We start from the raw sequence: 25,807 nt of genomic DNA on the forward strand, positions 1-25,807 counted from the left end.
ACATCGCGCCCCGTCGGGACGGGGCGCGATGCGTGCGACCGGGCGCGATGCCTGGGTGCGCGGGCGTGCGTCAGCTGAAGAACGCCGCCAGCCGCGCGACGCCCTCGGCGATGTCCTCGTCACCGAGGGCGTAGGACAGCCGCAGGTAGCCCGAGGGGCCGAAGGCCTCACCGGGGACGACCGCGACCTCGGCGTGCTCCAGGACCAGGTCCGCGAGCTCGAGCGTGGTGGTCGGCGTGCTGCCGGCCCACTCGCGACCGAGCAACGCCGTGACGTCGGGGTAGACGTAGAAGGCACCCTCCGGCGTCGGCGTGACGAAGCCGGGGATGGCGTTGAGGCCGTCGACGATGGCCTTCCGGCGGCGGTCGAAGGCCTCGCGCATCGCCGCGACGGGCTCCTGCGGCCCCGTGAGCGCCGTGATGGCCGCTCGCTGGGAGACGTTCGACACGTTCGACGACAGGTGCGACTGCAGGTTCGACGCGGCCTTGACGGCGTCGGCCGGGCCGATGAACCACCCGACGCGCCAGCCGGTCATCGCGTACGTCTTGGCGACGCCGTTGACCAGGATCGTCGTGTCGGCGAGGGCGGGAACGGCCTCGAGGATGCCGGTGAAGGTGATGCCGTCGTAGACGAGGTCCTGGTAGATCTCGTCGCTGATGACCCAGATGCCGTGCTCGAGCGCCCACTCGCCGATGGCGCGGGTCTGCTCGGCGGAGTAGACGGCGCCGGTCGGGTTCGAGGGGGAGCAGAACAGCAGCGCCTTGGTCTTCGGCGTGCGCGCCGCTTCCAGCTGCTCGACCGTGACGAGGTAGCCCTGGTCGCTGCCGGCGAAGACCTCGACGGGTTCGCCGCCCGCGAGACGGATCGCCTCGGGGTAGGTCGTCCAGTACGGGGCGGGGAGCAGGACCTCGTCGCCGTCGTCCACGATCGTGGCGAAGGCTTGGTAGACGGCCTGCTTGCCGCCGTTCGTGATGATGACCTGGGACGGGTCGACCGCGATGCCGGAGCTGCGGGCCGTCTTGTCGGCGACGGCCCGCTTCAGCTCGGGGAGGCCGGTCGCGGGCGTGTAGCGGTGGTTCGCGGGGTCCTTCGCGGCGGCGACCGCGGCGTCGACGACGTGGTCCGGCGTGGCGAAGTCCGGCTCGCCGGCGGCGAAGGAGATCACCGGGCGACCGGCGGCCTTCAGCGCCTTCGCCTTGGCGTCGACCTTCAGCGTCGCGGACTCGGCGATCGCGGCGATGCGCGAGGCGATGCGCGGTCGCTGGTGGGCGGTGGACTCGGGGCCTGGGGCTGCGGTGCTCACCCGCCCAGCCTATCGGCGCGGCACGCCGGAGCACCGCTCAAGTGGACACCGCGTGACGCACTCCCGTACACTCATCTGCGGTGGTCACGGCCTGCCTGATGGCGGACGTGTCCACTCGGGAGACGAAGCGTCTCCTGAAGGGCGGTGGCTCAATTGGTAGAGCAGCGGTCTCCAAAACCGCAGGTTGCAGGTTCGAGTCCTGTCCGCCCTGCACATCTGGAAAGGTGACGAGTTGGCCAGCAAAGACATGGACACGACGGCGGACGACGTCGTCGCCCAGGCGAAGCAGGACCGGGCCACGCGCCGCGGCCCGTTCGCTGCCATCGCGCTGTTCATCCGCCAGGTCATCGGCGAGCTCCGCAAGGTCGTGACGCCGACGCGCAAGGAGCTCTTCAGCTACACCGGCGTCGTGCTGGTGTTCGTCGTCGTGATGATGGTCCTCGTGTCCATCCTCGACTTCGTGTTCGGCCTCGGCGTCGGGTACGTCTTCGGCAACGGCCCCACGGCCTGACCCCGTCGGACGCTCGTCCCGACCCACCGGCAGGCCGCCAGCGGTCGTCGTCGGCGCAGATCGCAGACCGTGCCGACGGACCTCGTCCGCACGGACAACGGGCCGACCGCAACCCGATCCGAACCACCGAACGGAAAGAACCGACAGTGTCTGACTACTCCCGCGACGACATCGACCTCGCGACCGCTGCAGAGCAGTCCTCCGAGGTGGAGGAGAACCAGGAAGGCAACGTCGAGACGGGCGAAGGCCGTTCGGCCGAGTCCGCCGAAGAGCGTGCGATCGGCATCGAGGACGAGGACGACGAGTCCCTCGGCCTCAGCGCCGAGCCCGACGACGGTGACGTCGACGGCATCGACGAGACGCTGACGGCCCTCGCCGAGTCCCGCGACCCCGAAGCCGACGCCGTCGTCGACGACGCGCTCGAGATCGACACCCCCGACGAGGCCGAGGCCGCCGTCGAGGCCGTCGAGGACGAGGAAGAGACCGAGCTCGAGGACACTGTGTCCACTGACGACGCTGCTGCTGAGGCGAACGAGACCATCGCCGCCGAGGAGTCCTCCGACACCCTCGGTGCGATCGCCCCGGAGTCCGAGGTCGACCTGGCCCCCGACACCGAGGTCACCATCGTGGCCGAGGACGACGTCGACGCCGAGGACGACGAGCCCGCCGAGGTCGACCCGTACGAGTCCTTCAAGGCCGAGCTGCGGATGAAGCCGGGCAAGTGGTACGTCATCCACTCCTACGCGGGCTTCGAGCGCCGCGTGAAGTCGAACATCGAGAACCGCATGGTCTCGATGTCGATGGAGGACTACATCTACCAGGTCGAGGTCCCGATGGAGGACGTCGTCGAGATCAAGAACGGGCAGCGCAAGCTCGTCACCCGCGTCCGGATCCCCGGCTACGTGCTCGTCCGCCTCGACCTCAACGAGGACTCGTGGTCCGTCGTCCGGCACACCCCGGGTGTCACCGGCTTCGTCGGCAACGCACACAACCCCACCCCGCTCCGCTTCGACGAGGCCTTCGGCATGCTGAAGTCGCTGGTGCAGGTCGCCGAGACCGCACCGTCGAAGGGCGGCAAGGGCTCCGGCCTCACGCAGGCGCAGCCGGCCGCCGAGGTCGACTTCGAGGTCGGCGAGACGATCACCATCAAGGAGGGCTCGTTCGCGGGTCTCCCCGGGTCGATCTCGGAGATCAAGCCGGAGAGCGGCAAGCTCACCGTCCTCGTCTCGCTGTTCGAGCGCGAGACCCCGGTCGAGCTCAGCTTCGACCAGGTCACCAAGCTCTAGCGGTCACCCATCCACTAGACTCATCGAGTTTGGGTCTGCGGCGTCACGCGCTGCAGGCTCGTCACCGCGAGCCGGATCCGCCGGTCACGCGGGAGAGTGCACGGATTCCCCGTGCGTTCGATCCCAGGAGGAAAGCGAACATGGCACCGAAGAAGAAGGTCACGGGCCTGATCAAGCTGCAGATCAACGCGGGCGCCGCCAACCCGGCACCCCCGATCGGTCCCGCGCTCGGTCAGCACGGCGTGAACATCATGGAGTTCTGCAAGGCGTACAACGCAGCGACCGAGTCGCAGCGCGGCAACGTCGTCCCGGTCGAGATCACCGTCTACGAGGACCGTTCGTTCACGTTCATCCTCAAGACCCCGCCGGCCGCCGAGCTCATCAAGAAGGCTGCGGGTGTGCAGAAGGGGTCAGCGACCCCGCACACGGTCAAGGTCGCGAAGATCTCGATGGACCAGGTCCGTCAGATCGCCGAGACCAAGCAGGCCGACCTGAACGCCAACGACATCGAGCAGGCCGCGAAGATCATCGCCGGCACCGCACGCTCGATGGGCATCACGGTCGAGGCCTAGGCCTCACCGCCTCAGGCACACACCCCAGACACCCTTCCGTGGGAGAGCCTCGCCGGCTCGCCAACCACGTATCTCGCAAGGAGACCACCATGGCGAAGAAGTCAAAGGCCTACCAGGCCGCGGCCGCGAAGATCCAGGCCGACAAGTTCTACACCCCGACCGAGGCCGTCGCCCTGGCCAAGGAGACCGGCTCTGCGAAGACCGACTCCACGGTCGAGGTCGCGCTCAAGCTCGGCGTCGACCCCCGCAAGGCGGACCAGATGGTGCGCGGCACCGTCATCCTGCCGCACGGCACCGGCAAGACCGCCCGCGTCATCGTCTTCGCGACGGGTGCTGCGGCTGAGGCCGCCATCGCCGCCGGCGCCGACGAGGTCGGTGGCGACGAGCTCATCGCGAAGGTCGCCGAGGGCTACACCTCGTTCGACTCCGCCGTCTCGACCCCCGAGCTCATGGGCAAGGTCGGTCGTCTGGGCAAGGTGCTGGGCCCGCGTGGCCTCATGCCGAACCCGAAGACCGGCACCGTGACCCCGAACGTCGCGCAGGCCGTGAACGACATCAAGGGCGGCAAGATCGAGTTCCGCGTCGACAAGCACTCCAACGTGCACTTCGTCGTCGGCAAGGCCTCGTTCACCCCGGAGCAGCTCGACGAGAACATCTCGACCGCGCTCGAGGAGATCAACCGCCTCAAGCCGAGCGCCTCGAAGGGCCGCTACGTCATGAAGGGCGCCGTCTCGACGACCTTCGGACCGGGCATCCCGCTCGACGTCAACAGCATCTGATCGTCCTGATCTGATCACCACGAACGCCCCGGACCGACATCGGTCCGGGGCGTTCGTGCGTCCCGCCCACTAGCGTGGCACCGTGCGCACGTTCGTCAACACCCTCCGGCTCGTCGCCGTCGTCCTGGTCGTCGCCGCGATCATCGCGCAGTTCCTGCGGAGCATCGCGAGCCCGACGTTCAACCCCTTCAACTTCTTCGGGTACTTCACGATCCAGTCGAACGTGTTCATCGCGGTCGCGATGGCCGTCACGCTGGTGGCCGCGGCGAAGCGGCAACGCGAGGGACTCGGTGCGTCGGTGTTCCGCGGTGCGTCGACGGTCTACATCGCCACGACGGGCATCGTCTACAACACCCTGCTCGTGCACGCGTCGCTCGACCAGTCGTTCACGGTGCAGTGGTCGAACGACGTCCTGCACCGGGTGCTCCCCGTGTACGCCGTCCTCGACTGGCTGCTGTTCTCGGACCGGGCACGCCTGCTGCTGCGGCACGTCTGGCTGTTCCTGATCTACCCCGCGGTCTGGCTGGTGGTGGTCCTGGTCCGCGGTGCGACCGACGGCTGGGTGCCCTACCCGTTCCTCGACCCGGGCCAGGGCTACGGCGTCGTCGCGCTGTACTGCCTCGGCGTCGCCGTCTTCATCGGGTTGATGGGGATCCTGGTGGTCGGCATGAGTCGTCTCCGCCTGGTCAGGGTCTGACGACGTCCACGCGGTGACGCCAGGCGGTCCGATCCCGGCCGGGACCGACGGAGGCCGTCGGGTCGGCACTCCGCCGGTCGGTCGAGGGCGGATCAGGTGCGCTCGGCCAGCCGGGTCCGCGAACAGTGTCGTCGTCGACGCGTGCGGATCGGGACGGCGGCCGGGGTCCGGGGCTGCAGTGCGGTCAGCATAGGTCAGGACCGGAAGCACGTCCAGTGCCGGAACCGACCGGTCAGCGGGCCGTGCGGAGCCGGTCGAGCACCATGTCCGCGAGCCCGACGAGCCCGCGGATCTGGTCGTCGTCGCGGTCGATCCACCGGCACTCGGGCTCGTCGGCGACGGGCACGAAGTCGTCGTGCTTCTCCCAGACGAACAGCGTGCGCTCGGCGCCGAGGACGTACTGCTGCCACCACACCTGGCGGAGGTAGTGGCGGGGGATGCGCTTCCACCCGTTCGCGGTGGTCTTGATCTCGGCGAGCAGGAGTCGGCCGTCGCGGTCGTGCCCGACACCGTCCGGGGTGGCGAGGTGCGCGCGGTTCGCCGCGGCGTGGAACAGGTGCGCCGACGGCAGGATCCCGTGGGTCGCGGCGACCCAGGCGGCGAGGACGGGTTCGCGGTCCTTGCCGTGCTCGGTGTAGACGTTGCCGGAGAACCGGGAGCCGTAGCGCTTGTCGGTGACGACGGCCTCGACCGCGTGCAGCGATGCCAGCCGGGCGACGTCGGTGGCGGTGATGCCCATCGCGCGGGCGCGGAGCCAGGCGACGCGGTCGGAGGAGTGCGCGACGATCCGCTCGGTGTGGCCGCGCAGGGCGGTGAAGCTGTCCCGTCTGACCGGCGGGGTGTGCGCGACCGCCGGGGACGCGTCGGGGCCGGCCAGGGCCTCCAGACTGTCCCACAGGGTGGGCTGCACGATCGTCACCAGACGATTCTCCACCCGTCCACCGACGTGCCGGAACCGGCGCGCGGTCAGGACACGAGCTCCCGGCCCTCGGCGAAGGTGACGAGCTCGTCGACACCGGCGGGGGAGAGGGCGTACCCGATGGCGAGTGCAGCGGCTCCCTGCAGTGCGGCGATGCCACCGGCGCGGGACTGGGCGATGACGAGGTGCTCGGTGGCGAGGGGCATCGAGCGGGAGTAGACGACCTCCCGGACGCCGGCGAGCAGGTGCTCCCCGGCCTGGGTGATCGAGCCGCCGAGGACGATGACCGACGGGTTCATCAGCGAGACGCACGTGGCCAGGACCTCGCCGATGTCGCGCCCGGCCTGCCGCACGGCGCCGATCGCGTCGAGGTCCGAGCGGGTGACCAGGTCGATGACGTCCGCGCTCGTGTGGACGTCGTGTCCCTTGGCGCGGAGGGCGCGGGCGATCGCGGGGCCGGACGCGACCGCTTCGAGGCAGCCGGTGTTGCCGCAGTGGCAGGGGACGCTGCCGGCGCTCGACACCCGGACGTGCCCGATGTCGCCCGCGGTGCCCTGGGCGCCGCGCTGGAGCCGGCCCTCGGACACGATGCCGGACCCGATGCCGGTCGCGACCTTGACGAAGAGCAGATGGTCGACCCCCGACCACCCGTGCTCGCGCTCCCCGAGCGCGGCGATGTTGACGTCGTTGTCGAGGAGGACGTGTGCCTGGATGTGCTGCCGGAGCCAGGCGGGGACGTCGAAGCCGTCCCACCCGGGCATGATCGGCGGGTTCGCGGGGCGCCCGGTGGAGAACTCGACGGGGCCCGGCACGCCGATGCCGATCGCGATCACGTCGTCACGGGTCCGGCCGACCTCGTCGAGGAGGTCGTCGATGGCCTGCACGAGCCAGGTGAGCGTCGGGACGGGGCCGGCGGCGATGTCGATCTGGGCCTCGCGGGTGGCGAGCGGCCGTGCGACGAGGTCCGTCACGGCGACACGGCCGTGGGAGGCGCCGAGGTCGGCGGCGATGACCAGGCGGGAGGTGGGCCGCAGCGCGACCTGTGCGGGCGGACGTCCGCCGGTGGAGGCAGCCGTCTCGACCGCGCCGACGAGGCCGACGTCGATGAGGGCGTCCAGGCGCACGCCGATGGTCGAGCGTGCTGCTCCCGTCAGGGCGGCGAGTTCCGACCGGGTCCGCGGCACACCGTCGCGGAGGATCTGGAAGAGCTCGCTCGTCCCGACCGGAGGCGACGCTGCCGTCCGTGCCAAGTCGACCATGGTGCGAGTGAAACACACTTCGAATGCGCCACGCAACGAAGTGCGTCGAACGTCTGCGGACTTCTGCTTGACGACCGACAGAAGTACTCGTAGTGTGACGATCGGTCAGTGACGACCCGCACCAACTCGACGAGGAGAACACCGGTGACCCAACCGCTTTCGGTCCAGCTCTACACGGTCCGTGACGCGCTCTCGGCCGATCTGCCCGGCACGCTGCAGCGCCTCGCCGGCATCGGCTTCACGAACGTGGAGCTCTTCGGCTACGTCGACCGCGCCGACGAGTACGCGACCGCCCTGCGGGACGCCGGCCTCGTCGCACCGAGCGGCCACGCCCGACTGCTGGACGCCGGTGAACAGGACCTCGAGCAGATCTTCCACGCCACCTCCACGGTCGGCACGGGCACGCTCATCGACCCGCACATCGACGAGGCCCGCTGGACCACCCGCGAGGACGTCGAGGCGATCGCCCGCGAGCTGAGCGCCCTCGCGCCCCGCGCCGCCGACCACGGCCTGACGCTCGGCTACCACAACCACGCGTTCGAGTTCTCGAACCGCATCGACGGCGTCAGCGCCTACGAGGTCTTCGCCGACGCACTGTCCGACGACGTCGTGCTCGAGCTCGACACCTACTGGGTCACGGTCGGCGGTGACGACCCGGTGGCGATCATCGGCAAGTACGGCGACAAGGTCCAGTTCCTGCACGTCAAGGACGGCGACGGCTCGCACGACGACACGAAGCAGGTCGCCGTGGGCAACGGCATCATGCCGATCGCGGAGATCATCGCCGCGGCGCCCGACGCCCAGCACGTGATCGAGCTCGACGACCACGAGGGTGACGTGTTCCAGGCCGTCGCCGACTCGTACGCATTCCTGCAGGGAGCACACGCATGACCGACACCACGACCGACACCACGTCGGCCACCACGACCGACACGACCGCGGCCACCGCGGCCACCCGGAAGACCGGCCGCGTCGGCGTCGGGGTCATCGGCGCCGGGGTCATCTCCGACCAGTACCTCGGCAACCTCACCGTCTTCCCCGACGTGCAGGTCCGCTTCATCGCCGACATCGACCTGGAGCGCGCTGCCGCCCAGGCCGAGAAGTGGGGCGTCGCGGGGTCCGGCACCGTCGAGGAGCTCCTCGCCGACGACGACATCGAGATCGTGGTCAACCTGACGATCCCCGCCGCTCACGTCGAGGTCGCCATGCAGGCCATCGCCGCCGGCAAGCACGTCTGGGGCGAGAAGCCGTACGCCCTCGACCGTGAGAGCGCCACGCAACTCCGTGACGCCGCGGCCGCCGCCGGCCTGACCGTCTCCGTCGCCCCGGACACCTTCCTCGGTGCCGGCCTGCAGACCGCGCTCCGCACGATCCGCGACGGCCGCATCGGCACGCCGCTGAACGGCCTGACGCTGTTCCAGAGCCCCGGCCCGGAGTCGTGGCACCCGAGCCCCGAGTTCCTCTTCGCGTACGGTGCCGGCCCGCTGTTCGACATCGGCCCGTACTACATCACCACGCTCGTCCAGGCCTTCGGCCCGGTCAAGAAGGTCACCGCCACCGCGTCGAAGTCCCGTGCCACGCGCACGATCGGCTCCGGCCCGAAGGCGGGCACCGAGTTCCCGGTCGACGTCCCGACGAACCACTCCGCGCTCATCGAGTTCGAGGACGGCGGGAGCGCGCAGAGCGTCTTCTCGTTCGAGTCGGACCGCGGCCGGACCGGCTTCGTGGAGATCGCGGGCGAGACCGGCACGGTCGTCTTCCCCGACCCGAACGACTTCGACGGCGACACCGAGCTGTACGCGCTCGGTTCCGAGGAGCCGGAGACCATCCCGGCCGTCGGGTCCACCTACTCGCGGGGGACCGGTGTGGTCGACCTGGCCCGCTCCCTCCGTGCCGGCGAGGAGAACCGGGTCCCCGGGGCCCTCGCCTTCCACGTCCTCGACGTGATGGTCTCCATCGCCGAGGCCGCAGAACGTGGCGAGGCGGTGCTCGTGACGAGCACCGTGTCGCCGTCCCAGACCCTCACCGAAGGCTGGGACCCCGCGGAACAGACCCTGGTCTGAGCTGCAGAACACCGGAACACCGAAGACAGAACACAGCAGCACCCGAACCGCTCCTCCCGGAGCACAGCACCACCCCCTTGCACCATCTCAACGACGAGAAAGTAGAGAGTCATGCGCACTGTCACCCGCGCACTGGCCATCACCGCGGCCGCGGCACTCACCGTGACCGGCCTCGCAGCCTGCTCCGCCGGAGGGTCCGGTTCCTCCGGCGACTCCAAGACGCTCACGTACTGGGCGTCGAACCAGGGCACGTCCCTGCAGAACGACAAGGAGGTGCTGACCCCCGTCCTCAAGAAGTTCACCAAGGAGACCGGGATCAAGGTCGACCTCCAGGTCATCGGCTGGAACGACCTGCAGACGAAGATCCAGACCGCCGTCACCTCGGGCCAGGGCCCGGACGTCGTCAACATCGGCAACACCTGGGCGACCTCGCTCCAGGCCACCGGCGCCTTCAAGGAGTTCGGTGACTCGGAGATGAAGGCGATCGGCGGTGCCGACAAGTTCGGCAAGGTCGCGCTCTCGACCGGTGGCGCCCCCGGCAAGACCGTCACGAGCGTCCCGCTCTACGGCCTCGCCTACGGCCTGTACTACAACAAGCAGATGCTCAAGGACGCGAACATCACGCCGCCCACCACGTGGGAGGAGCTCGTCACCGACGCGGAGAAGCTCACGACCGGTGGCAAGTACGGCTTCAGCATCGCCGGTGGTTCGTACACCGAGAACGCGCACTTCGCGTTCATCAACTCGGCGCAGAACGGCGGCGAGTGGTTCGACAAGAGCGGCAAGCCGACCTTCACCTCGAAGGCCAACGTCGACGGCATCAAGCGCTACCTGGACCTCATGCAGGAGTCCAAGGTCGCGAACCCGTCGAACGCGCAGTACGACAACGCCACCCAGTCGGTCACGGACTTCGCGAACAAGAAGGCCGCGATGATCCTCAACCAGAACAACGCCAACAACACGATCGAGTCCCTCGGCATGAAGTCGGACGAGTACGGCGTCGTCGCCCTGCCCGCCCCCGAGGGCGGCAAGGACGTCGCCAGCTTCCCGGCCGGCATCAACCTGTCGGTCTTCAAGAACACGAAGAACGAGGCCGGCGCGCTCAAGTTCGTCAAGTACATGACGAGCGCGAACACGCAGACCACGCTCGACAAGCCGTACTCGGCGCTCCCGGTGCTCGCCGCCGCCGCTGACTCGGTCACCGACGAGCAGACGAAGACGTTCCTCGACATCTACAACAACAAGGCGAAGCCGCTCCCGCTGGTGCCCGCCGAGGACCAGTTCGAGTCCACGGTCGGCAAGGCGATGAACGACATGTTCGCCAAGATCGCGACCGGTGGCACCGTCTCCGCCGGTGACATCAAGTCCGCACTGCAGACCGCCCAGGACCAGGTGTCCCAGGCGAACGGCTGATCCACACCCAGCCAGGAGGCTCGGGGCGCGTCCCACACGACCGCCCCGGGCCTCCACCCCGCACCACCAGACTCGAACTCCTGACGCCGGAAGGCCCTGCCCATGTCCACGACGGTCCTGCCTGACTCCGAGGCCATCGACCTGACGCACACGAAGGCCCCGACCCTGTCGGGTCCTCCGCCCAGGGGGAAGCGCCGCCTGCAGTGGCTGCCGTACGCCCTCGTCGGTCCTGCCATCCTCTTCGAGCTGCTCATCCACATCGTGCCGATGCTCGTCGGCATCTGGATCAGCTTCGTCCAGCTCACCAAGTACTTCATCGCGAACTGGGGTGCCGCGCCCTTCGCCGGGCTGCACAACTACTCCGTCGCGATCGACTTCAACCAGGCGATCGGTCGGGGGCTGCTCAACTCGTTCCTGATCACGTGCGCGTTCACCGTGCTCGTCGTCGGGCTCTCGTGGAGCTTCGGCATGGCCGCCGCGGTCGCGCTGCAGAAGGAGTTCCGGGGTCGCGGCCTGTTCCGCACCCTGTTCCTGGTGCCGTACGCACTGCCGATGTACGCCGGTGTCATCACGTGGAAGTTCATGTTCCAGCGTGACTCCGGTGCGCTGAACCACCTGCTCGTCGACCAGCTGCACCTGTTCGCCCAGGCGCCGTTCTGGCTCATCGGCAACAACGCCTTCGTGGCTGTCGTCGTCGTGGCGATCTGGAAGACCTGGCCGTTCGCGTTCCTCATGCTGATGGCCGGCCTGCAGTCCGTGCCGGCCGACGTGTACGAGGCCGCCTCGGTCGACGGTGCCAAGCCGTTCCGCCAGTGGCGCTCGATCACGCTGCCGATGGTCCGCCCGGTGAACGTGACGCTCGTGCTCGTGATGTTCCTCTGGACGTTCAACGACTTCAACACGCCGTTCGTGCTCTTCGGCTCGACCGCGCAGCCCCCGGCAGCCGACCTGCTCAGCTTCCACATCTACAACGCGTCGTTCATCACCTGGAACTTCGGCTCCGGCGCTGCCATGAGCGTGCTGCTCCTCATCTTCCTGCTCATCGTGACCGGCATCTACCTCGCCGTGACCAACCGGAGGTCCGTCCGTGCGTGAAACAGTCGGCGCCAAGTCCTTCAAGGTCGTCGTCCTGACGCTCCTGACGATCTTCACGGTCGTCCCGCTCTACGTGATGATCACCACGGCCATCAAGCCGCTCGGTGACGTGCAGAACGACTTCACGTGGATCCCCACGCGGATCACGTTCCAGCCGTTCATCGACATGTGGTCGACCGTCCCGCTGGGGCAGTACTTCATCAACTCGCTCGTGGTCTGCACGGTCGCGACGGTGTTCTCGCTCATCATCGCCACGTTCGCCGCCTACGCGGTGTCGCGCTGGAACTTCAAGGGCAAGAGCGCCTTCACCACGACGGTGCTCTCCACGCAGATGTTCCCCGGCGTGCTGTTCCTGCTCCCGCTGTTCCTGATCTTCACGAACCTCGGGCAGACGCTCGGCATCCAGCTCGTCGGCAGCTGGCTCGGCCTGATCATCACGTACCTGACATTCACGCTGCCGTTCTCGATCTGGATGCTCGCGGGCTACTTCGAGACGATCCCGCGTGAGCTGGACGAGGCCGCGATGGTCGACGGCTCGGGCCCGATGGGCGCGCTGTTCCGGATCATCCTGCCGTCGGCCCGCCCGGGTCTGGTGGCGGTCGGCATCTACTCGTTCATGACGGCCTGGGGTGAGGTCCTCTTCGCCTCCGTCATGACGAACGGCAACGGGCAGACGCTCGCGGTCGGTCTGCAGCAGTACTCGACGCAGACGAACGTGTACTGGAACCAGATCATGGCGGCGAGCCTCGTGGTGAGCATCCCCGTGGTCATCGCGTTCCTCGTGGTCCAGCGCCAGTTCGTCGCCGGCCTGACCGCCGGTGCGGTGAAGTAGGGGCGGACCACGCCCGACCGAGTCTCGGCTCGGCGGACGTCGTGCGGGGTGCAGACCCCGCAGGACGTCCGCCGGGCCGAGTCTCGTTCCCGCTCGACCCAGGAGGATGGACGCATGAGCGACACCAGGGGGCGGCAGCTGCTGCCCGGACAGACCAGCCGCGTGCACGTGTACGACGTCGCCACGAGGACCGCGCGGCTCGTGTTCGCGTCCGACACGGTGCTCGTCGAGGCCCCGAACGTGCTCGACGACCACACCCTCGTGCTGAACGGCAACGGCGACCTGTGGCTGCTGCCGCTGCCGGCACCGGGGGACGACACCGTGCTCGACGAGACCGCGCTCGTCCCCGTGCCGATGGACGGGGTCGACGAGATCAACAACGACCACGTGCTCGACCCGTCCGGCACCTCGGTCGTGGTGAGCGCGCGGAACGGCGAGCTCTACCGCGTGCCGCTGCCCGACGGCGGCCCGACCGAGCGCATCACCGACGTGTCGGCGGCGCTGCCCGCAGCCCGGAAGTACTACCTGCACGGTGTCACGCCGGACGGCTCCTCGCTCGCGGCCATCGTGGGTGAGCTGTCCGAGGACGGCGTCTGGACGACCGACGTCGCGCTCGTCGACCCGACCTCCGGGGACACCACCTTCGTGACGCGGGACGAGCACCCGACGGACGGCTGCTCGTTCGCCGACGACGTCCTCGTGTACAACTCGGAGCGCTTCACCCCGGGGACCGCGCAGCTGGTCGCCCAGCGTCCGGGCGCGAGCGACCCCGTGCAGATCACGAACGACGACCGCGTGAACTGGTTCCCGCACGTCTCGCCGGACGGCTCGCACCTGCTGTACCTGTCGTACGAGCCCGGCGTGCAGGGACACCCGGCCGACCACCGCGTGGAGCTCCGGCTGCTGCCGGGGACCCTGGTGCGCGGTGCCCGGATCGCGGTCCTGCCCGAGACGCTCGTCGCGCTCGAGGGCGGCCAGGGGACGGTCAACGTGCCGCCGTGGGCCCCGGACTCGACGTGGTTCGCGTACTGCGACTACCCCGTCGCCGGCTGAGCGTCCCGCCCGAGCGCCTGGACGCGACCGCCTGGAGGCCCGGTGCCGGTCTCGTGGACCGGCACCCGGCCTCCAGGCGGTCACCGGAGTGCCCGTGTGTCAGGGACGCGACGGCAGCTCGCGCACCTGCCCCTGCTGCAGGAGCAGCCGCCGTTCGGCGCGCCCCGCGACCCACGAGTCGTGCGTGACGATCACGACGGTCAGGCCGCGGTCGCGCCACTGCCGCTCGATGATCGCCATGATCTCGTCACGGGTGCCCTCGTCGAGGGCGCCCGTCGGTTCGTCCGCCAGGAGCACCCGCGGGTCCTTCACGAGCGCCCGGGCGATCGCGACTCGTTGCTGCTGCCCGCCCGAGAGCTCGGCTGGCAGGTGGTCCAGGCGTTCGCCGAGGCCGACCTCCTGCAGGGCGTCGGTCGCACGGCGCCGCACCTCCTGCCGGGACTGCTTCGCCAGCGAACCCGCGAACGCCGTCTCGACGTTCTCGAGCGCGGTCAGCGTCGGGATGAGGTTGAAGCCCTGGAAGACGAAGCCGATCTCGGTCGCCCGCAGGTCGGTGAGCGCCCGGTCGCCGAGCGTCGCCACGTCACGGCCGGCGAGGTCGACCGATCCCGCGCTCGGCCGGTCCAGCGCGCCGAGCATCTGCAGCAGCGTCGACTTCCCGCCGCCGGTCGGCCCCTGGATCGCCACGAGCTGCCCCGCGGGGATCACCAGGTCGACGTCCGTCAGCGCGGTGACGGTCCGGTTCTTCTGTTCGTACGTCTTGCTCACGTTGGTCAGGCGGTAGACGGGCCGGGAGGCCATGCCACGGTCGTCCGTGCCGGCTGCGGTCGCGGTGGTGGTCACGGTGGCTCCTTCGGTGGGTTCGGGGGACTGGGACGGGGGTTCGTGGGACTGGGACGTCGCGCGCATCAGGCGACGCTCCGCAGGGCCTCGGCGGGACGCAGCCGGGAGGCACGCCAGCCGCCGAGTGCGCCGGCGACGAGTCCGCCGAGGACCGCCAGACCGATCGCGAGGAGGAACACCTCGACGGTGACGGGGGCGTGCAGCACGACGTCCGTGGTGGCCGCGGTGCTCGCGCCGCCGCCGAACCCGCCGGCGGGGGCCCCGCCGGTCGTGCCGCTGCCGGCCGCGGCCGTCGCGGCAGCGCCCGGCATGCCGCCGGTGCCCGGGCCGCGGGTCGTCGTGCTCGCGGCGCTCGCCGAGACCGTCGGGGCGATGACGTTCACGACGAGGATGCCGATGAGCCCCGCGGCGGCGCCGATCACCCCGCCGATGAGGCCCTGGACGAGCGACTCGCCCGCGACCTGCCGGGTGATGCGGCCGTTCGACCAGCCGATGGCCTTGAGCGTGCCGAACTCGCGGGTGCGCCGGGTGACGCCGGAGATCGTGAAGAGGATCGCGATGAGGAACGCGGCGGCGAGGACGAGGATCGACAGCCAGGTACCGAGGTTCGCGACGAGGCTGGAGGCCGTGGCGAGGGACCCGGACACGCTCGAGGCGAGGTCGGCCTCGGTGGAGACGGTGGCACTCGAGAGCTTCGTCTGCAGGGCGGTCTGCACCGCGGCGACGTCGGAGGACGAGGTCGCCGAGACGTACATGGTGGTGACCTTGCCGTCGAGGTCCGCGAGGGTCTGGGCGGTGTCGAGGGGCACGTAGGTGTTCGAGCCGGTGGTGCTCGCCGACCCGGTCGAGGCGACGACCCCGATGACGGTGAACTCCGTGCCGCCGATCTCGAGGGTGTCGCCGACGGCCTTCGACTCGCTCTTCGCGTACGCGGCGTCGAGCACGACGACGTCCTTGCCGGCGTCGCTCGTCCGGAACGCACGGCCCGTCGTGACCTCGGTGCTCGTCAGCGGTCCGACGGTGTCCCCGGACACCGGGATGCCGGTGACCGTGAAGGAGTCCACGCTGAACGAGCCGCCGCCGAAGCCGCCGCCCGTCCCCGCGTCTCCGCTGGGGGCTTGCCGAGTCGCGTCACCGCTGCTGCTGTCGCTGCTGCTCCCGCTGCTGCTGTCGGTGCCCTGCTGGACCGAGCCGGAGAACGTGCTGTTCTCGAGGGTCAGCACGCCCGTGGCGGCCTCGACCCCGTCGGTCGCCGTGACGGCCGCCAGGTTCGCGGCGGACAGGGTGGACGTGCCGCGGGTGACGGCGAGGCGGGACTGGGACAGGTCGGTGCTGCCGGAGGAGCCCGACGAGCCCTGGTCGCCGAAGTCGAAGGACGGACGCCCGCCGCTCGTCGACGACGGGGTCTCGGTCTTGGTCACGGTGATGTCCGTGCCGACGCCGTACACGGACTGCAGGACGCTCGACTGCGCGGTCTTCACGCCGCTGGAGATCGAGGAGACGATCACGACGAGGGCGATGGCGAGCGCCATGCCGATCGCGATGATGACCGTCTGCTTCCTGCGGTTCGTGAGTTCGCGCCTGAGGTAGGTCAGGAACATGGTTCTCCTCGGTGGGGGCCGGCATGCAGGTCACCGTCCGCGCACCGGATGCGCGGCGGGGCCGACCGAGGAGACGCTAGGCAGCCGTCCAGTGGCTGCCCCATGCCCTTCCGATGAACCGTCTATGGGGCGTAGGTCTGGCGGAGGTGCTCCGCGTAGCCGCCCGGGGTGCGGCCCGCGAAGCGGCCGCTCGTCACGACGGGGAGGTCGGTCGTCGCCTCGACCCGCAGCCCCAGCGCGTGCGCGCGCTCGACCAGGCGGACGTCCTCGTGCTCCGGGACGGGGTCGAACCCGCCGAGGGCCGTGTACGCCGCGGCGAGCACCCCGAGGTTCGCGCCGTGCACGTGGCCGAGCGCCGCGCCGGGCGGGTGCGCGATGGTCCAGCGCTCGAGGACGTCGGGGTCGAGGTCGCGCGGGTCGGGCACCACGGCGCCGATCAGCACGTGCCACCCGGCGACGAGCGCGTCGGCCTGCTGGACGAGCCACCCCTCGTCGACCCGCGAGTCCGCGTCGGTGTGGGCGAGCCACTGCGTGGTCGGGTCCGGGGTGCCGGCCGCCCGGATGGCGTGCGCGACGCCGAGCGACCTGGCACGCCCGACCCCGACGTGCGCGGTCTCGAGGTGGTCGACCCCGTGGTCGCGGACGATCGCTGCCGAGTCGTCGGTGCAGCCGTCGAGCACGACCGTGATGCCGACCCGGACGTCCGGGCGCTCCACGGCCAGGCGGACCACGGCCGCGTCGAGCGCGTCGAGGCAGGCGCCGATCCGTTCCTCCTCGTCGTGGGCGGGCACGACGACGTCGATGCGGCGCAGCACCTCGGCGGGTGCCGACCCGAGGGGGTCCGTCACCGCACGAGTCCTTCGCCCCGGGCGACGGAGACCACGCCGGGGCCGGGCAGGACGCTCAGCACGAAGTCGTCCTCGACGTGCCGGACGATCGCGGGCCGCGGCCAGCGCTCCGTGAGCCGGGCGTCGACGACGTCACCGCTCGAGACGGCCTCGTCGTCGGGGTGCCGCCAGTGGCAGGCGACGAGCACGCCGTCGTCCGCGAGCGACGCGACCACGTGGTCGATCGTCCGGTCGAGGTCGTCGGGGGAGAGGTAGTAGCCGACCTCCGACATCACGACGAGGTCCCAGGTGCCCTCGGGCCAGTCGTCCGGCAGCGCTGCCTGCAGGAACCGGGCGTGCGGCGCTCGGGCTCGGGCACGCTCGAGCGGGGCCGCGGCGATGTCGGTGCCGAGGACGTCGTCGGCGCGGTCGCTCAGGGCGGCGGTCAGCACGCCGGTGGCGCAGCCGATCTCGAGCGCGGACCGGTAGCGCTCACGGGGCAGCGCCGCCAGGGTGACGGCACGCTTCCGACGCTCGTACCAGGAGCCGTCGAAGTCCCACCCCTCGGGCTTCCTGGCGTAGTGGGCGTCGAAGGACTCACGGGACCGAGAACGCTGTGCGCCGAAGAACCACTCGGTGTGGCGGAGGTGGTGCGCGGCGTGCCGGTCGTCGACGATAGGCTCGTCGCCGGGCGCCGGGGAGAGCGGCAGCACCTGCGAGCGGTAGGCCGCGAGGGCGGTGCGCTTCCGGGCGAGGACGTCGTCGGTGAGCGCGAGCGCGTGGGCGGTGGGCCACGGTGCAGCCGGCTCGGCGGCGTCGTCCCAGTGCCACGCCCAGATCGGGTAGGACAGCAGGTCGACGTCGGGCCGCTCGGCACCGACGGCCTCGGCGACCTCGCCGGCGACGCGGTGGTCGCGGTGTCCGTCCCCGCGCCAGGGGGCGACGAGGAGTGCACGGCCGGGGGTGGCGTCGAGGCGGGCGACCAGGGCGTCCCGCAGCGTGTCCGGCTGCTCGCGGAGGCCGACGTCCGGCACGCCGAGCGATCCCGCCGTGACCTCGGGGTGGAGCAGCTCGAGGGCGTCCCGGAACTCGGTGGCCCGGACGGCCGCGAGCTCGTCGGGGGTGGTCGTGGGGGAGTCGGGGTGCGACCCCTCGCCGAGCGTGACGAGCACGACGTGCACAGGGATCCCGGCGTCGGCGGCAGCTGCGATGAGGCCGCCGGCGCCGAGGGTCTCGTCGTCGGGGTGCGGCGCGACGACGACGACCGCCTGGTACCCGTCGAGGTCGACCGCGTCGGGGGAGAGCGTGTCGAGGAACGTCGTCCAGGCCTCGGGAGCGGTGCCCGGCTCCCGGTGGTCGAAGCTCACCACGCGACACCGCCGCGCTCGAGGACCATCCGGCCGATGCGCGCGAGGTCCCGGTCCCCGTGGTCCTGCAGCACGTAGAGCTCGAGGTCGGCGACCCGCGCCGCGACGGCGGGGTCGGACGTCAGCGGTCCCGGGCCGATCGTGGTGACGACCCGCGTCCGGACGGCGTCCACCGCGCGGCGGACCCGGGAGCGGACGGTCTGCGCGACGAGGGGCCAGTCGGCGTCCTCGTCGGCGTCGATGCGGGCGGCGGCGTCGGCGAGGGCGTCCTCGGCGTCGGCGAGGTCCGCGACCGCGGCACCGAGTGCGACCCGGAGCAGCTCGGCGTCCGGACGTGCAGCGGCGTGGTCACGGAGCACACGGGCGAGCCCGACGGCTCCGCCCCACCAGCACGCGGCGACGCCGATGCCGCCCCACGCGAACCCGGGACGGGTCAGGTACCAGCCGGGGTCGCCGACCGGCACGGCCGACACCCCGTCGAAGTCGACCGGGCCGCTCGGCACGTCCGGCATGCCGCGCGCGACCCAGGCCTCGTCGTGCGCGGTGACGCCGTCCTGCCGCAGGTCGACGGCGAACAGCTGCCGGTCGTCCCCGCGGTGTGCGGTCACGAGTGCGTGCGAGAGCTGCGACGCGAGCGAGCACCACGGCTTCGTGCCGTCGAGCACGACACCACCGGCGCCGCGGCCGTCGTCGGCGGCCTCCAGCCGCAGCCCCGGTCCCTCCGCCGCGAAGACGCCCCAGGTCGACCCGTCCGGCACCGGGGCGCCGGCCTGGGTGAGGATCGAGAGCGCGTCCAGGTGCGGCTCGACGGTCCGGGCCAGCGCGACGTCCGCCGCGGCGACCGCCGCGAGCGTGACGAAGGACCGGGCGGCCGTGCCCGCGGTGAGGGGCGGTGTGGCGGCGGCGACCGTGCGCGCGACGGCGAGCCGGTCCGACGGGGCCGAGCCGGGCCTCCCGGCAGTGGCGGTCAGCGCGGTGGCCGACTGTGCGGTGGCGCCCAGCGCGGTGGCCGTCAGGCTGGCGACGTCGACGGCAGCTGCGTCGGCGGGCCAGGCAGCAGAACGGATCATGCTGCCCACCGTACGGACGTGGACATGTTGAGTGACAGATCATCCACAGACCGCCGCGAGCTGCTCCACAGACGACTCATAGACTCTTCTCGATACTCGAGAACGTGACCATCTCCCAGCCCTCCGCAGCCCCACGCCTCACGCGTGCCGACGGTTCGCCGTTGCGCATCCTCGTCGTCGACGACGAGGCCAGCCTCACCGACCTGCTGTCCATGGCGCTCCGGTACGAGGGCTGGGACGTCACGAGCGCGAACGGCGGGCAGGACGCCCTGACGAAGGCGCGCGAGTTCAAGCCGGACGCGATGGTGCTCGACGTGATGATGCCCGACCTCGACGGGCTGCAGGTCCTCAGCCGGCTCCGCCAGAACAACGACGACACCCCGGTGCTGTTCCTGACGGCGAAGGACAGCGTCGAGGACCGCGTCACCGGCCTCACCGCCGGCGGCGACGACTACGTCACGAAGCCGTTCTCGCTCGCGGAGGTCGTCGCCCGGCTCCGCGGGCTCATCCGCCGCTCGCAGATCTCGATCTCCGAGGCGGGTGACTCGCGCATCGTCGTCGGTGACCTGGTGCTCGACGAGGAGTCGTACGAGGTGTCCCGCGCCGGTCGGCCGATCGAGCTGACCGCCACCGAGTTCGAGCTCCTGCGCTTCCTGATGCGCAACCCCCGTCGCGTGCTGTCGAAGGCGCAGATCCTCGACCGCGTGTGGTCGTACGACTTCGGCGGCAAGTCCTCCGTCGTCGAGATCTACATCTCCTACCTCCGCAAGAAGATCGACGCCGGCGAGCAGCCGATGATCCACACCGTGCGCGGTGTCGGGTACGTCATCAAGCCCGTCGTCTGAACCCGTGACCCTGCGCCGCCGGCTCGTCCTGAGCATCGTCGCCCTCGTCGTGGCCGTCAGCGCGGTCATCGGCGCCGGCAGCATCGTCGCGCTGTTCTCGATCCAGCGCTCGGCGATCGACCAACAGCTGCAGTACGCCACGAACCGCGCCCAGAAGTCGATCGAAGGGCAGGGCTCCGGCGGGCCGGGGCTCGACATCGGCCGTCCGTCCGGGCAGGCCGCCGGCACCCTGACCGCCTACTTCCTCAACGGCAACGCCGTCATCGGCAGCGTGCTCGAGGACGACGGCCACCTCGACAGCCTGGCCGCCTCGGCCGTCGAACCGCTCGGCGGCGTGCGCGTCGACGGCCAGCCGCGCACCGTCGACCTCGGCGCCGACCTCGGCCGCTACCGGGTGACCGCCGCGCCCGTCGGCTCGGCCGTGCTCGTCGTCGGGCTGCCCATGGCGCCTGTGTACGAGAGCGTCTGGAAGCTGTTCGCCGTCGTGCTCGTCGTGATGCTGCTCGCGCTCGTCGTCGCCTCCGCGGCTGCCGCGCTCGCCGTCCGACGCTCCCTCCGGCCGCTCGAACGCGTCGCAGAGACCGCCACGACCGTCGCCGGGATGCCCCTGGAGCGCAGCGACGCCCTCGACGGCATCCGCGTGCCGGACACCGACCCGCGCACCGAGGTCGGTCGCGTCGGCACCGCGTTCAACCGGATGCTCGGGCACATCGGGAACGCGATGCAGGCCCGGGAGCGCTCCGAGCAGAAGGTGCGGCAGTTCGTCGCGGACGCCTCGCACGAGCTGCGCACGCCGCTGGCGTCGGTCCGCGGGTACGCCGAGCTCACGCGGCGCATGGGCGGTGACCTGCCGCCCGACGTGGTCTACGCGATGAGCCGGATCGAGTCGGAGTCGCTGCGGATGACCTCGATGGTCGAGGACCTGCTGCTCCTGGCCCGGCTCGACGAGGGCCGCGAGGTCCAGCTCGACGACGTCGACCTGACCGGGCTGGTGCTCGACGCCGTCAACGACGCCCACGCGGCCTCGCCCGAGCATGTCATCGAGGTCGACGTCCCACCCACCCCGGTCGTCGTGCTCGGCGACGCGGCCCGGCTGCACCAGGTCATCGTCAACCTCGTCACGAACGCCAGGACCCACACGCCCGACGGCACCCGGATCACCGTGGGCATCGAGGCCGTCCCGGGTGGCGTCGACCTGACCGTGCGGGACACCGGGCAGGGGATCGACCCGGCGTTCCTGCCGAAGCTGTTCGAGCGGTTCGCCCGTGCCGACAGCTCGCGGTCGCGGACGGCGGGGTCGACGGGCCTCGGGCTCGCGATCGTCGACGCGGTCGTGCAGGCGCACGGCGGCACGGTCGGGGTCGAGAGCCGCCCGGGTGACACGGTGTTCACGGTGCACCTGCCCGTGCGGGCGGGGGCTGGTGCTGCGGGTGCGGGTCCTGCGGCTCCTGCGGGTGCTGGTGCTCCTGCCGCTGCGGACGCGTGGTCCGACGTGCCCGATCGCGCGTAGGAGGTCGGATCGGGAAGTGCGCACCCACCGGACGGGAGGCTCGTGGCGGGCTGGCACCGAGCCTCCCGTCCGGGGGTTGGTGGCGTCCACCGCATCTGCTACAGTTCTCGAAGCCAAAGACCGCCGGTTTGCTGCTGTGCTCGCACAGCAGTCGAAGGTCCTCCATCATGAGGCAGCCCGCGCAGGTGTTCCGAACCACTCCATCCGCTTGCGGGGGAGCAGCTCCGAGCCTCTGCGCCGGAGCTTTTTTCATGTGCTGTGTTCGTTGCAGTGGGACCTGGGGCTGCCGGCAAGACCCCCAAGGAGAACCATGGCGAACAAGGAAGCTGCGGTCGCCGAGCTCACGGAGTCCTTCCGTAGCTCGAACGCCGTTCTGCTCACCGAGTACCGCGGTCTCACGGTCGCGCAGCTCAAGGAGCTCCGCAACTCGATCCGTGAGCACGCCACGTACGCCGTGGTGAAGAACACGCTGACCAAGATCGCGGCGAACAACGCCGGCATCTCGTCGTTCGACGACGAACTCGCCGGTCCGTCCGCTCTCGCCTTCGTCCACGGTGACACCGTCGCCGTCGCGAAGTCGCTGCGTGCATTCGCCAAGGCGAACCCCGAGCTCGTGGTGAAGGGCGGTTACTTCGACGGTAACCCGCTCACCGCGACCGAGGTGGACAAGCTCGCCGACCTCGAGTCCCGTGAAGTGCTGCTCGGCAAGCTCGCCGGCGCACTCAAGGCCTCGCTGTTCGGTGCTGCGTACCTGTTCCAGGCACCCCTCTCGCAGGCCGTCCGCACGGTGGACGCCCTCCGCGAGAAGCAGGAGTCCGCGGCCTGACCAGGCACGCGTTCATCAACCACACGCACTAGCTAGTAGTAGGAGAAAATCATGGCGAAGCTTTCGCAGGACGAGCTCATCGAGGCCTTCAAGGAGCTCACGCTCATCGAGCTCTCGGACTTCGTGAAGAAGTTCGAAGAGGTCTTCGAGGTCACCGCTGCTGCCCCCGTCGCCGCTGCCGCGGTCGGTGGCGCTGCTGCCCCCGCCGAGGAGGTCGAGGAGAAGACCGAGTTCGACGTCGTGCTCAAGTCGGCCGGTGACAAGAAGATCCAGGTCATCAAGGAGGTCCGCAGCCTCACGTCGCTCGGCCTGGGCGAGGCCAAGGCCCTCGTCGAGACCCCCGACGCCAAGGTGATCGAGGGCGCGAACAAGGAGACCGCCGACAAGGCGAAGGCATCCCTCGAGGCCGCCGGCGCGACCGTCGAGCTCGTCTGAGTCTGACCTTCTGGTCACGAAGGCCGCTGCCCCTCGGGGCGGCGGCCTTCGTCGTGTGCGGGGTAGTGCGGCGGGCGGGCGGTTCGGCGAAAGCGACATCGTCCGTGCGTTCGCGCGGCGCAACAGGCACCTCGATGTCGCCCGATGCGGCTGCATCTGATGCGCGGTCATCGAGCGACATCCTCCGGCTCATTGCGCGTCGCAGCATCGGGGACGATGTCGCATCCGTCGCGCGGCCATTCCTCCACAGGAAACCGTGCGAAGTGTGTTCTCCACCGATGAGACGCGTGGCGTCGCCGCGCCTGGACGAGCAGCGAGGCTCGTTGCATGGAGATCGAGAGTGCACACGAACCGCGTCTCTGGCGTGCGTCGACCGGCAGGACCACTGCGCGCCGGTTCCAGCGGATGGCGAGGGCCGGTACCTTGCAGCGCCTGGTGCCGGGTGTCTACGTCCGGCCCCATGACTGGGACGGCCTCGACGCTCGAGCGCGACACCTCGTCCTGATCAGAGCGCTGGCTCCGCGTCTGCCGTGCAACGCCGCGATCTCGCACCTCTCCGCGGCAGCCGTCCGAGGCTGGGCGCACATCGGACGGTGGCCGGACAGGGTGCAGGTCACGCAGACAGGCCGAGCCCGGAGTGAGATCTCCGGCGTGACGGTGCGGTCCTCGCCGCAGTTCGACGACGAGGTCCCACCGGCTGACACCTTCGCCGGTGTCGGCCTCGTCAGCGCTGCAGCGACTGCCGTGGGCGCCGTGCACGACACGACGTTCTCGTGCGCTGTGGTACTCCTCGACGACGCGTACCGGAAGGGACTGCTCCCTGCGGAGGTCGAGTCACTCGTGGAGCATCACGGTGCTCGGGGCCGTGTGCATCTCGAGCGTGTGCTCCGAGCAAGTGACGTCCGGCACGAGTCGGTCGGAGAGTCGTTCTGCGCTGCACGGCTCGCCGAGCTCGGGTTCGTGGACGTCGTCGCGCAGCAGGAGTTCCCGCGCGAGGACGGCTCGGTGGACCGGGTCGACTTCTGGCTGCCGTCGGTCGGGTTCGTCGTGGAGTTCGATGGCCGCCAGAAGTACTCCGACCCGGCGATGACCGGTGGACGGACACCGGCGGACGTGCTGTGGCAGGAGAAGATCCGGGAGGACCGCATCCGTGCTCAGGTGAACGGGTTCATCCGCGTGCGGTGGTGGCACCTGGTCGACCCCGATCGGCTCCGCGCGCTGTTCCGACAGTTCGGACTCGTTCCGTGACGCGTCAGCGGAGGGTGCTGTGGCGGCGGCCGTAGAGCGCGTAGAGCACTGCGCCGGCGACCATCCAGATGCCGAACGCGATCCAGGTACCCGTGCCGAGGAACACCGCGAGCAGGGCGCAGCTCAGCGTGCCGAGGACCGGGACGACCGGGAAGAACGGGACCCGGTAGGAGCGGTCGAGCTCGGGCTGCGACCGGCGCAGGATGATCACGGAGACGTTCACGAGCGCGAAGGCCACCAGCGTGCCGATGCTCGTCGCGTCGGCGAGCTCGCCGAGCGGGACCAGTGCCGCGACGACCGTCACCACGAGGCCCACGATCAGGGTGTTCACGACCGGGGTGCCCGTGCGCTTCGACACCCGCCCGAAGGCCTTCGGCACCAGGCCGTCGCGTGCCATGGTCAGCAGGATGCGGGTCTGGCCGTAGAGGACCGTCAGCACGACGCTGGCGATGGCGATCACGGCGCCGACGGAGAACGCGAGCGCCACGATCGGCTGTCCGGTGACGTCCACGACGATGCGGACGAGCGACGCCTCGGTGGAGGAGAACGACGTCCACGACCGAGCGCCGATCGCCGCGATGGCGACCAGGATGTACAGCGCCGTGATGAGCGCGATGGAGCCGATGATGGCGCGGGGGAGGTCCCGGCGGGGGTCCTTCGCCTCTTCGCCGGCGGTCGAGGCCGCGTCGAACCCGATGTAGGAGAAGAACAAGCGCGAGGCCGCCGCGGTGACCCCGGCAGCGCCCATCGGTGCGAGCGGCTCGAAGTTCTGCGCGCGGAAGGCGGTGAAGGCCACGACGACGAAGAACGCCAGCAGGGCGATCTTCACGACGACCATGAGGGTGTTGACCCAGGCGCTCTCACGGGCACCCGGCAGCAACACCGCGGTCGCCAGGAGGACCAGCACAGCGGCCGGCAGGTTGATGATGCCGCCGTCACCAGGAGGGGCCGAAAGGGCGACGGGCAAATGTGTGCCGAACACCTTGAGGGTCTCGTCGACGTACTCGCTCGCGCCCACGGCGACCGCGGCGACGGACACGGCGTACTCGAGCACGAGACACCACCCGCAGACCCAGGCGATGCCCTCGCCCATCGTCGCGTACGTGTAGGAGTAGCTCGACCCGGAGGTCGGGACGGCGCCGGCCATCTCGGCGTACGACAGGGCGGACAGCAGCGCCGCGATGCCCGCCACGACGAACGAGATCCAGACGGCGGGCCCGGCGAGGGGGACCGCGGTGCCGAGCACGACGAGGATCCCCGTGCCGAGCGTGGCGCCGACGCTGATCATCGTCAGGTGCCACACGCCGAGCGTCCTGCGGAGCGGGTTCCCGTCGACCCCGGCCGCTGCCTCGGCCTGCAACTGGTCGATCGGCTTGCGCCGGGCCAGCTGGTGACGGAGGGACGTGGCGGGGCGGGACTGCGCGGACGACATGGGACCTCGTGGAGCGGGGAA

General features: G+C 70.4%; 25 protein-coding genes and 1 tRNA gene. 17 read left to right on the plus strand and 9 right to left on the minus strand.

The genetic code is table 11. The annotated features are described in order from the left end of the window. Positions 1 to 70: 70 nt before the first annotated feature. Entirely contained in the window at positions 71 to 1,303 is a 1,233-nt protein-coding gene (locus BIU98_RS01330) for a pyridoxal phosphate-dependent aminotransferase (protein ID WP_071270171.1), read from the minus strand. 138 nt (positions 1,304 to 1,441) lie between these two features. On the opposite strand from BIU98_RS01330, the gene BIU98_RS01335 reads away from it, so the two are divergent. The 6 genes from BIU98_RS01335 to BIU98_RS01360 all read left to right on the plus strand — a co-directional run bounded on the left by BIU98_RS01335 (position 1,442) and on the right by BIU98_RS01360 (position 5,148). After that, positions 1,442 to 1,514, plus strand: a tRNA-Trp gene (locus BIU98_RS01335). A gap of 36 nt (positions 1,515 to 1,550) precedes the next feature. Further along, complete coding sequence (gene secE, locus BIU98_RS01340) at positions 1,551 to 1,814, plus strand: preprotein translocase subunit SecE (protein WP_175481264.1); 264 nt, start codon at positions 1,551 to 1,553, stop codon at positions 1,812 to 1,814. 146 nt (positions 1,815 to 1,960) lie between these two features. After that, positions 1,961 to 3,100 carry a transcription termination/antitermination protein NusG gene (gene nusG, locus BIU98_RS01345; protein ID WP_071270177.1) on the plus strand — a complete coding sequence of 380 codons (1,140 nt, stop codon included), beginning with the start codon at positions 1,961 to 1,963 and terminating at the stop codon, positions 3,098 to 3,100. A gap of 140 nt (positions 3,101 to 3,240) precedes the next feature. Next, positions 3,241 to 3,672, plus strand: a complete 432-nt coding sequence (gene rplK / locus BIU98_RS01350) for a 50S ribosomal protein L11 (RefSeq protein WP_071270180.1) — start codon at positions 3,241 to 3,243, stop codon at positions 3,670 to 3,672. A gap of 89 nt (positions 3,673 to 3,761) precedes the next feature. Further along, entirely contained in the window at positions 3,762 to 4,451 is a 690-nt protein-coding gene (gene rplA / locus BIU98_RS01355; protein WP_071270183.1) for a 50S ribosomal protein L1, read from the plus strand. Between the two features lie 82 nt (positions 4,452 to 4,533). After that, positions 4,534 to 5,148 carry a Pr6Pr family membrane protein gene (locus tag BIU98_RS01360; protein ID WP_071270186.1) on the plus strand — a complete coding sequence of 205 codons (615 nt, stop codon included), beginning with the start codon at positions 4,534 to 4,536 and terminating at the stop codon, positions 5,146 to 5,148. Positions 5,149 to 5,380: 232 nt separating this feature from the next. Here BIU98_RS01360 and BIU98_RS01365 read toward each other — a convergent pair whose 3' ends face one another. Both BIU98_RS01365 and BIU98_RS01370 read right to left on the minus strand, forming a co-directional pair. Further along, positions 5,381 to 5,956 carry a YqaJ viral recombinase family protein gene (locus BIU98_RS01365; protein ID WP_254787761.1) on the minus strand — a complete coding sequence of 192 codons (576 nt, stop codon included), beginning with the start codon at positions 5,954 to 5,956 and terminating at the stop codon, positions 5,381 to 5,383. A 158-nt stretch (positions 5,957 to 6,114) separates the two neighbouring features. Then, a complete protein-coding gene (locus BIU98_RS01370; RefSeq protein ID WP_071270192.1) occupies positions 6,115 to 7,326 on the minus strand; it encodes an ROK family protein in 1,212 nt (403 codons plus the stop codon). A gap of 144 nt (positions 7,327 to 7,470) precedes the next feature. Here BIU98_RS01370 and BIU98_RS01375 point away from each other — a divergent pair, with 144 nt between their 5' ends. The 6 genes from BIU98_RS01375 (at position 7,471) to BIU98_RS01400 (ending at position 13,782) form a co-directional block, all read left to right on the plus strand. Continuing rightward, positions 7,471 to 8,217: a sugar phosphate isomerase/epimerase gene (locus BIU98_RS01375; RefSeq protein ID WP_071270195.1), complete on the plus strand. Its 747-nt coding sequence runs from the start codon at positions 7,471 to 7,473 to the stop codon at positions 8,215 to 8,217. Next, on the plus strand, positions 8,214 to 9,389 hold the full coding sequence (locus BIU98_RS01380; protein WP_254787753.1) for a Gfo/Idh/MocA family protein: 1,176 nt from the start codon (positions 8,214 to 8,216) through the stop codon (positions 9,387 to 9,389). Before BIU98_RS01375 ends, BIU98_RS01380 begins: the two co-directional genes overlap by 4 nt. A gap of 111 nt (positions 9,390 to 9,500) precedes the next feature. Then, positions 9,501 to 10,802: an ABC transporter substrate-binding protein gene (locus BIU98_RS01385; protein WP_071270198.1), complete on the plus strand. Its 1,302-nt coding sequence runs from the start codon at positions 9,501 to 9,503 to the stop codon at positions 10,800 to 10,802. A 102-nt stretch (positions 10,803 to 10,904) separates the two neighbouring features. Continuing rightward, positions 10,905 to 11,897: a carbohydrate ABC transporter permease gene (locus BIU98_RS01390; RefSeq protein ID WP_175481256.1), complete on the plus strand. Its 993-nt coding sequence runs from the start codon at positions 10,905 to 10,907 to the stop codon at positions 11,895 to 11,897. After that, positions 11,890 to 12,729: a carbohydrate ABC transporter permease gene (locus BIU98_RS01395; protein ID WP_071270201.1), complete on the plus strand. Its 840-nt coding sequence runs from the start codon at positions 11,890 to 11,892 to the stop codon at positions 12,727 to 12,729. Before BIU98_RS01390 ends, BIU98_RS01395 begins: the two co-directional genes overlap by 8 nt. 114 nt (positions 12,730 to 12,843) lie before the next feature. Next, positions 12,844 to 13,782, plus strand: coding sequence for a hypothetical protein (locus BIU98_RS01400; protein ID WP_071270204.1), 939 nt, complete (start codon positions 12,844 to 12,846; stop codon positions 13,780 to 13,782). 99 nt (positions 13,783 to 13,881) lie between these two features. Here the strand turns inward: BIU98_RS01400 and BIU98_RS01405 are convergent, their stop codons facing one another. The 5 genes from BIU98_RS01405 to BIU98_RS01425 all read right to left on the minus strand — a co-directional run bounded on the left by BIU98_RS01405 (position 13,882) and on the right by BIU98_RS01425 (position 19,490). Next, on the minus strand, positions 13,882 to 14,583 hold the full coding sequence (locus tag BIU98_RS01405) for an ABC transporter ATP-binding protein (protein WP_071270571.1): 702 nt from the start codon (positions 14,581 to 14,583) through the stop codon (positions 13,882 to 13,884). 107 nt (positions 14,584 to 14,690) lie between these two features. Next, entirely contained in the window at positions 14,691 to 16,226 is a 1,536-nt protein-coding gene (locus BIU98_RS01410; RefSeq protein WP_071270207.1) for an ABC transporter permease, read from the minus strand. Positions 16,227 to 16,348: 122 nt separating this feature from the next. Continuing rightward, the gene (locus BIU98_RS01415) at positions 16,349 to 17,074 is read right to left on the minus strand and encodes a glycosyltransferase family 2 protein (protein WP_071270210.1); all 726 of its coding nucleotides are present in this window, start codon (positions 17,072 to 17,074) and stop codon (positions 16,349 to 16,351) included. Next, positions 17,071 to 18,420, minus strand: coding sequence for a PIG-L family deacetylase (locus BIU98_RS01420; protein WP_254787754.1), 1,350 nt, complete (start codon positions 18,418 to 18,420; stop codon positions 17,071 to 17,073). The genes BIU98_RS01415 and BIU98_RS01420 overlap by 4 nt, the downstream gene beginning before the upstream one ends. Further along, the gene (locus BIU98_RS01425; protein WP_071270574.1) at positions 18,417 to 19,490 is read right to left on the minus strand and encodes an acyl-CoA/acyl-ACP dehydrogenase; all 1,074 of its coding nucleotides are present in this window, start codon (positions 19,488 to 19,490) and stop codon (positions 18,417 to 18,419) included. The genes BIU98_RS01420 and BIU98_RS01425 overlap by 4 nt, the downstream gene beginning before the upstream one ends. Before the next feature lie 110 nt (positions 19,491 to 19,600). Here BIU98_RS01425 and BIU98_RS01430 point away from each other — a divergent pair, with 110 nt between their 5' ends. The 5 genes from BIU98_RS01430 (at position 19,601) to BIU98_RS19680 (ending at position 24,354) form a co-directional block, all read left to right on the plus strand. Then, entirely contained in the window at positions 19,601 to 20,335 is a 735-nt protein-coding gene (locus tag BIU98_RS01430) for a response regulator transcription factor (RefSeq protein ID WP_217635646.1), read from the plus strand. Between the two features lie 4 nt (positions 20,336 to 20,339). Continuing rightward, positions 20,340 to 21,845 (plus strand): cell wall metabolism sensor histidine kinase WalK, encoded by a 1,506-nt coding sequence (locus BIU98_RS01435; protein WP_071270219.1) that lies wholly within the window; start codon positions 20,340 to 20,342, stop codon positions 21,843 to 21,845. Between the two features lie 310 nt (positions 21,846 to 22,155). Then, the gene (gene rplJ / locus BIU98_RS01440) at positions 22,156 to 22,671 is read left to right on the plus strand and encodes a 50S ribosomal protein L10 (RefSeq protein ID WP_017888663.1); all 516 of its coding nucleotides are present in this window, start codon (positions 22,156 to 22,158) and stop codon (positions 22,669 to 22,671) included. Positions 22,672 to 22,722: 51 nt separating this feature from the next. Next, positions 22,723 to 23,106 carry a 50S ribosomal protein L7/L12 gene (rplL, locus tag BIU98_RS01445; protein ID WP_071270222.1) on the plus strand — a complete coding sequence of 128 codons (384 nt, stop codon included), beginning with the start codon at positions 22,723 to 22,725 and terminating at the stop codon, positions 23,104 to 23,106. A gap of 327 nt (positions 23,107 to 23,433) precedes the next feature. Beyond that, positions 23,434 to 24,354: a hypothetical protein gene (locus BIU98_RS19680; RefSeq protein WP_071270225.1), complete on the plus strand. Its 921-nt coding sequence runs from the start codon at positions 23,434 to 23,436 to the stop codon at positions 24,352 to 24,354. A gap of 4 nt (positions 24,355 to 24,358) precedes the next feature. On the opposite strand, the gene BIU98_RS01455 is transcribed toward BIU98_RS19680, so the two are convergent. Further along, complete coding sequence (locus BIU98_RS01455; RefSeq protein ID WP_071270228.1) at positions 24,359 to 25,786, minus strand: APC family permease; 1,428 nt, start codon at positions 25,784 to 25,786, stop codon at positions 24,359 to 24,361. Positions 25,787 to 25,807: the final 21 nt, after the last annotated feature.

The organism is Curtobacterium sp. MMLR14_010 (assembly GCF_001865015.1).
Classification (GTDB): Bacteria; Actinomycetota; Actinomycetes; order Actinomycetales; family Microbacteriaceae; genus Curtobacterium.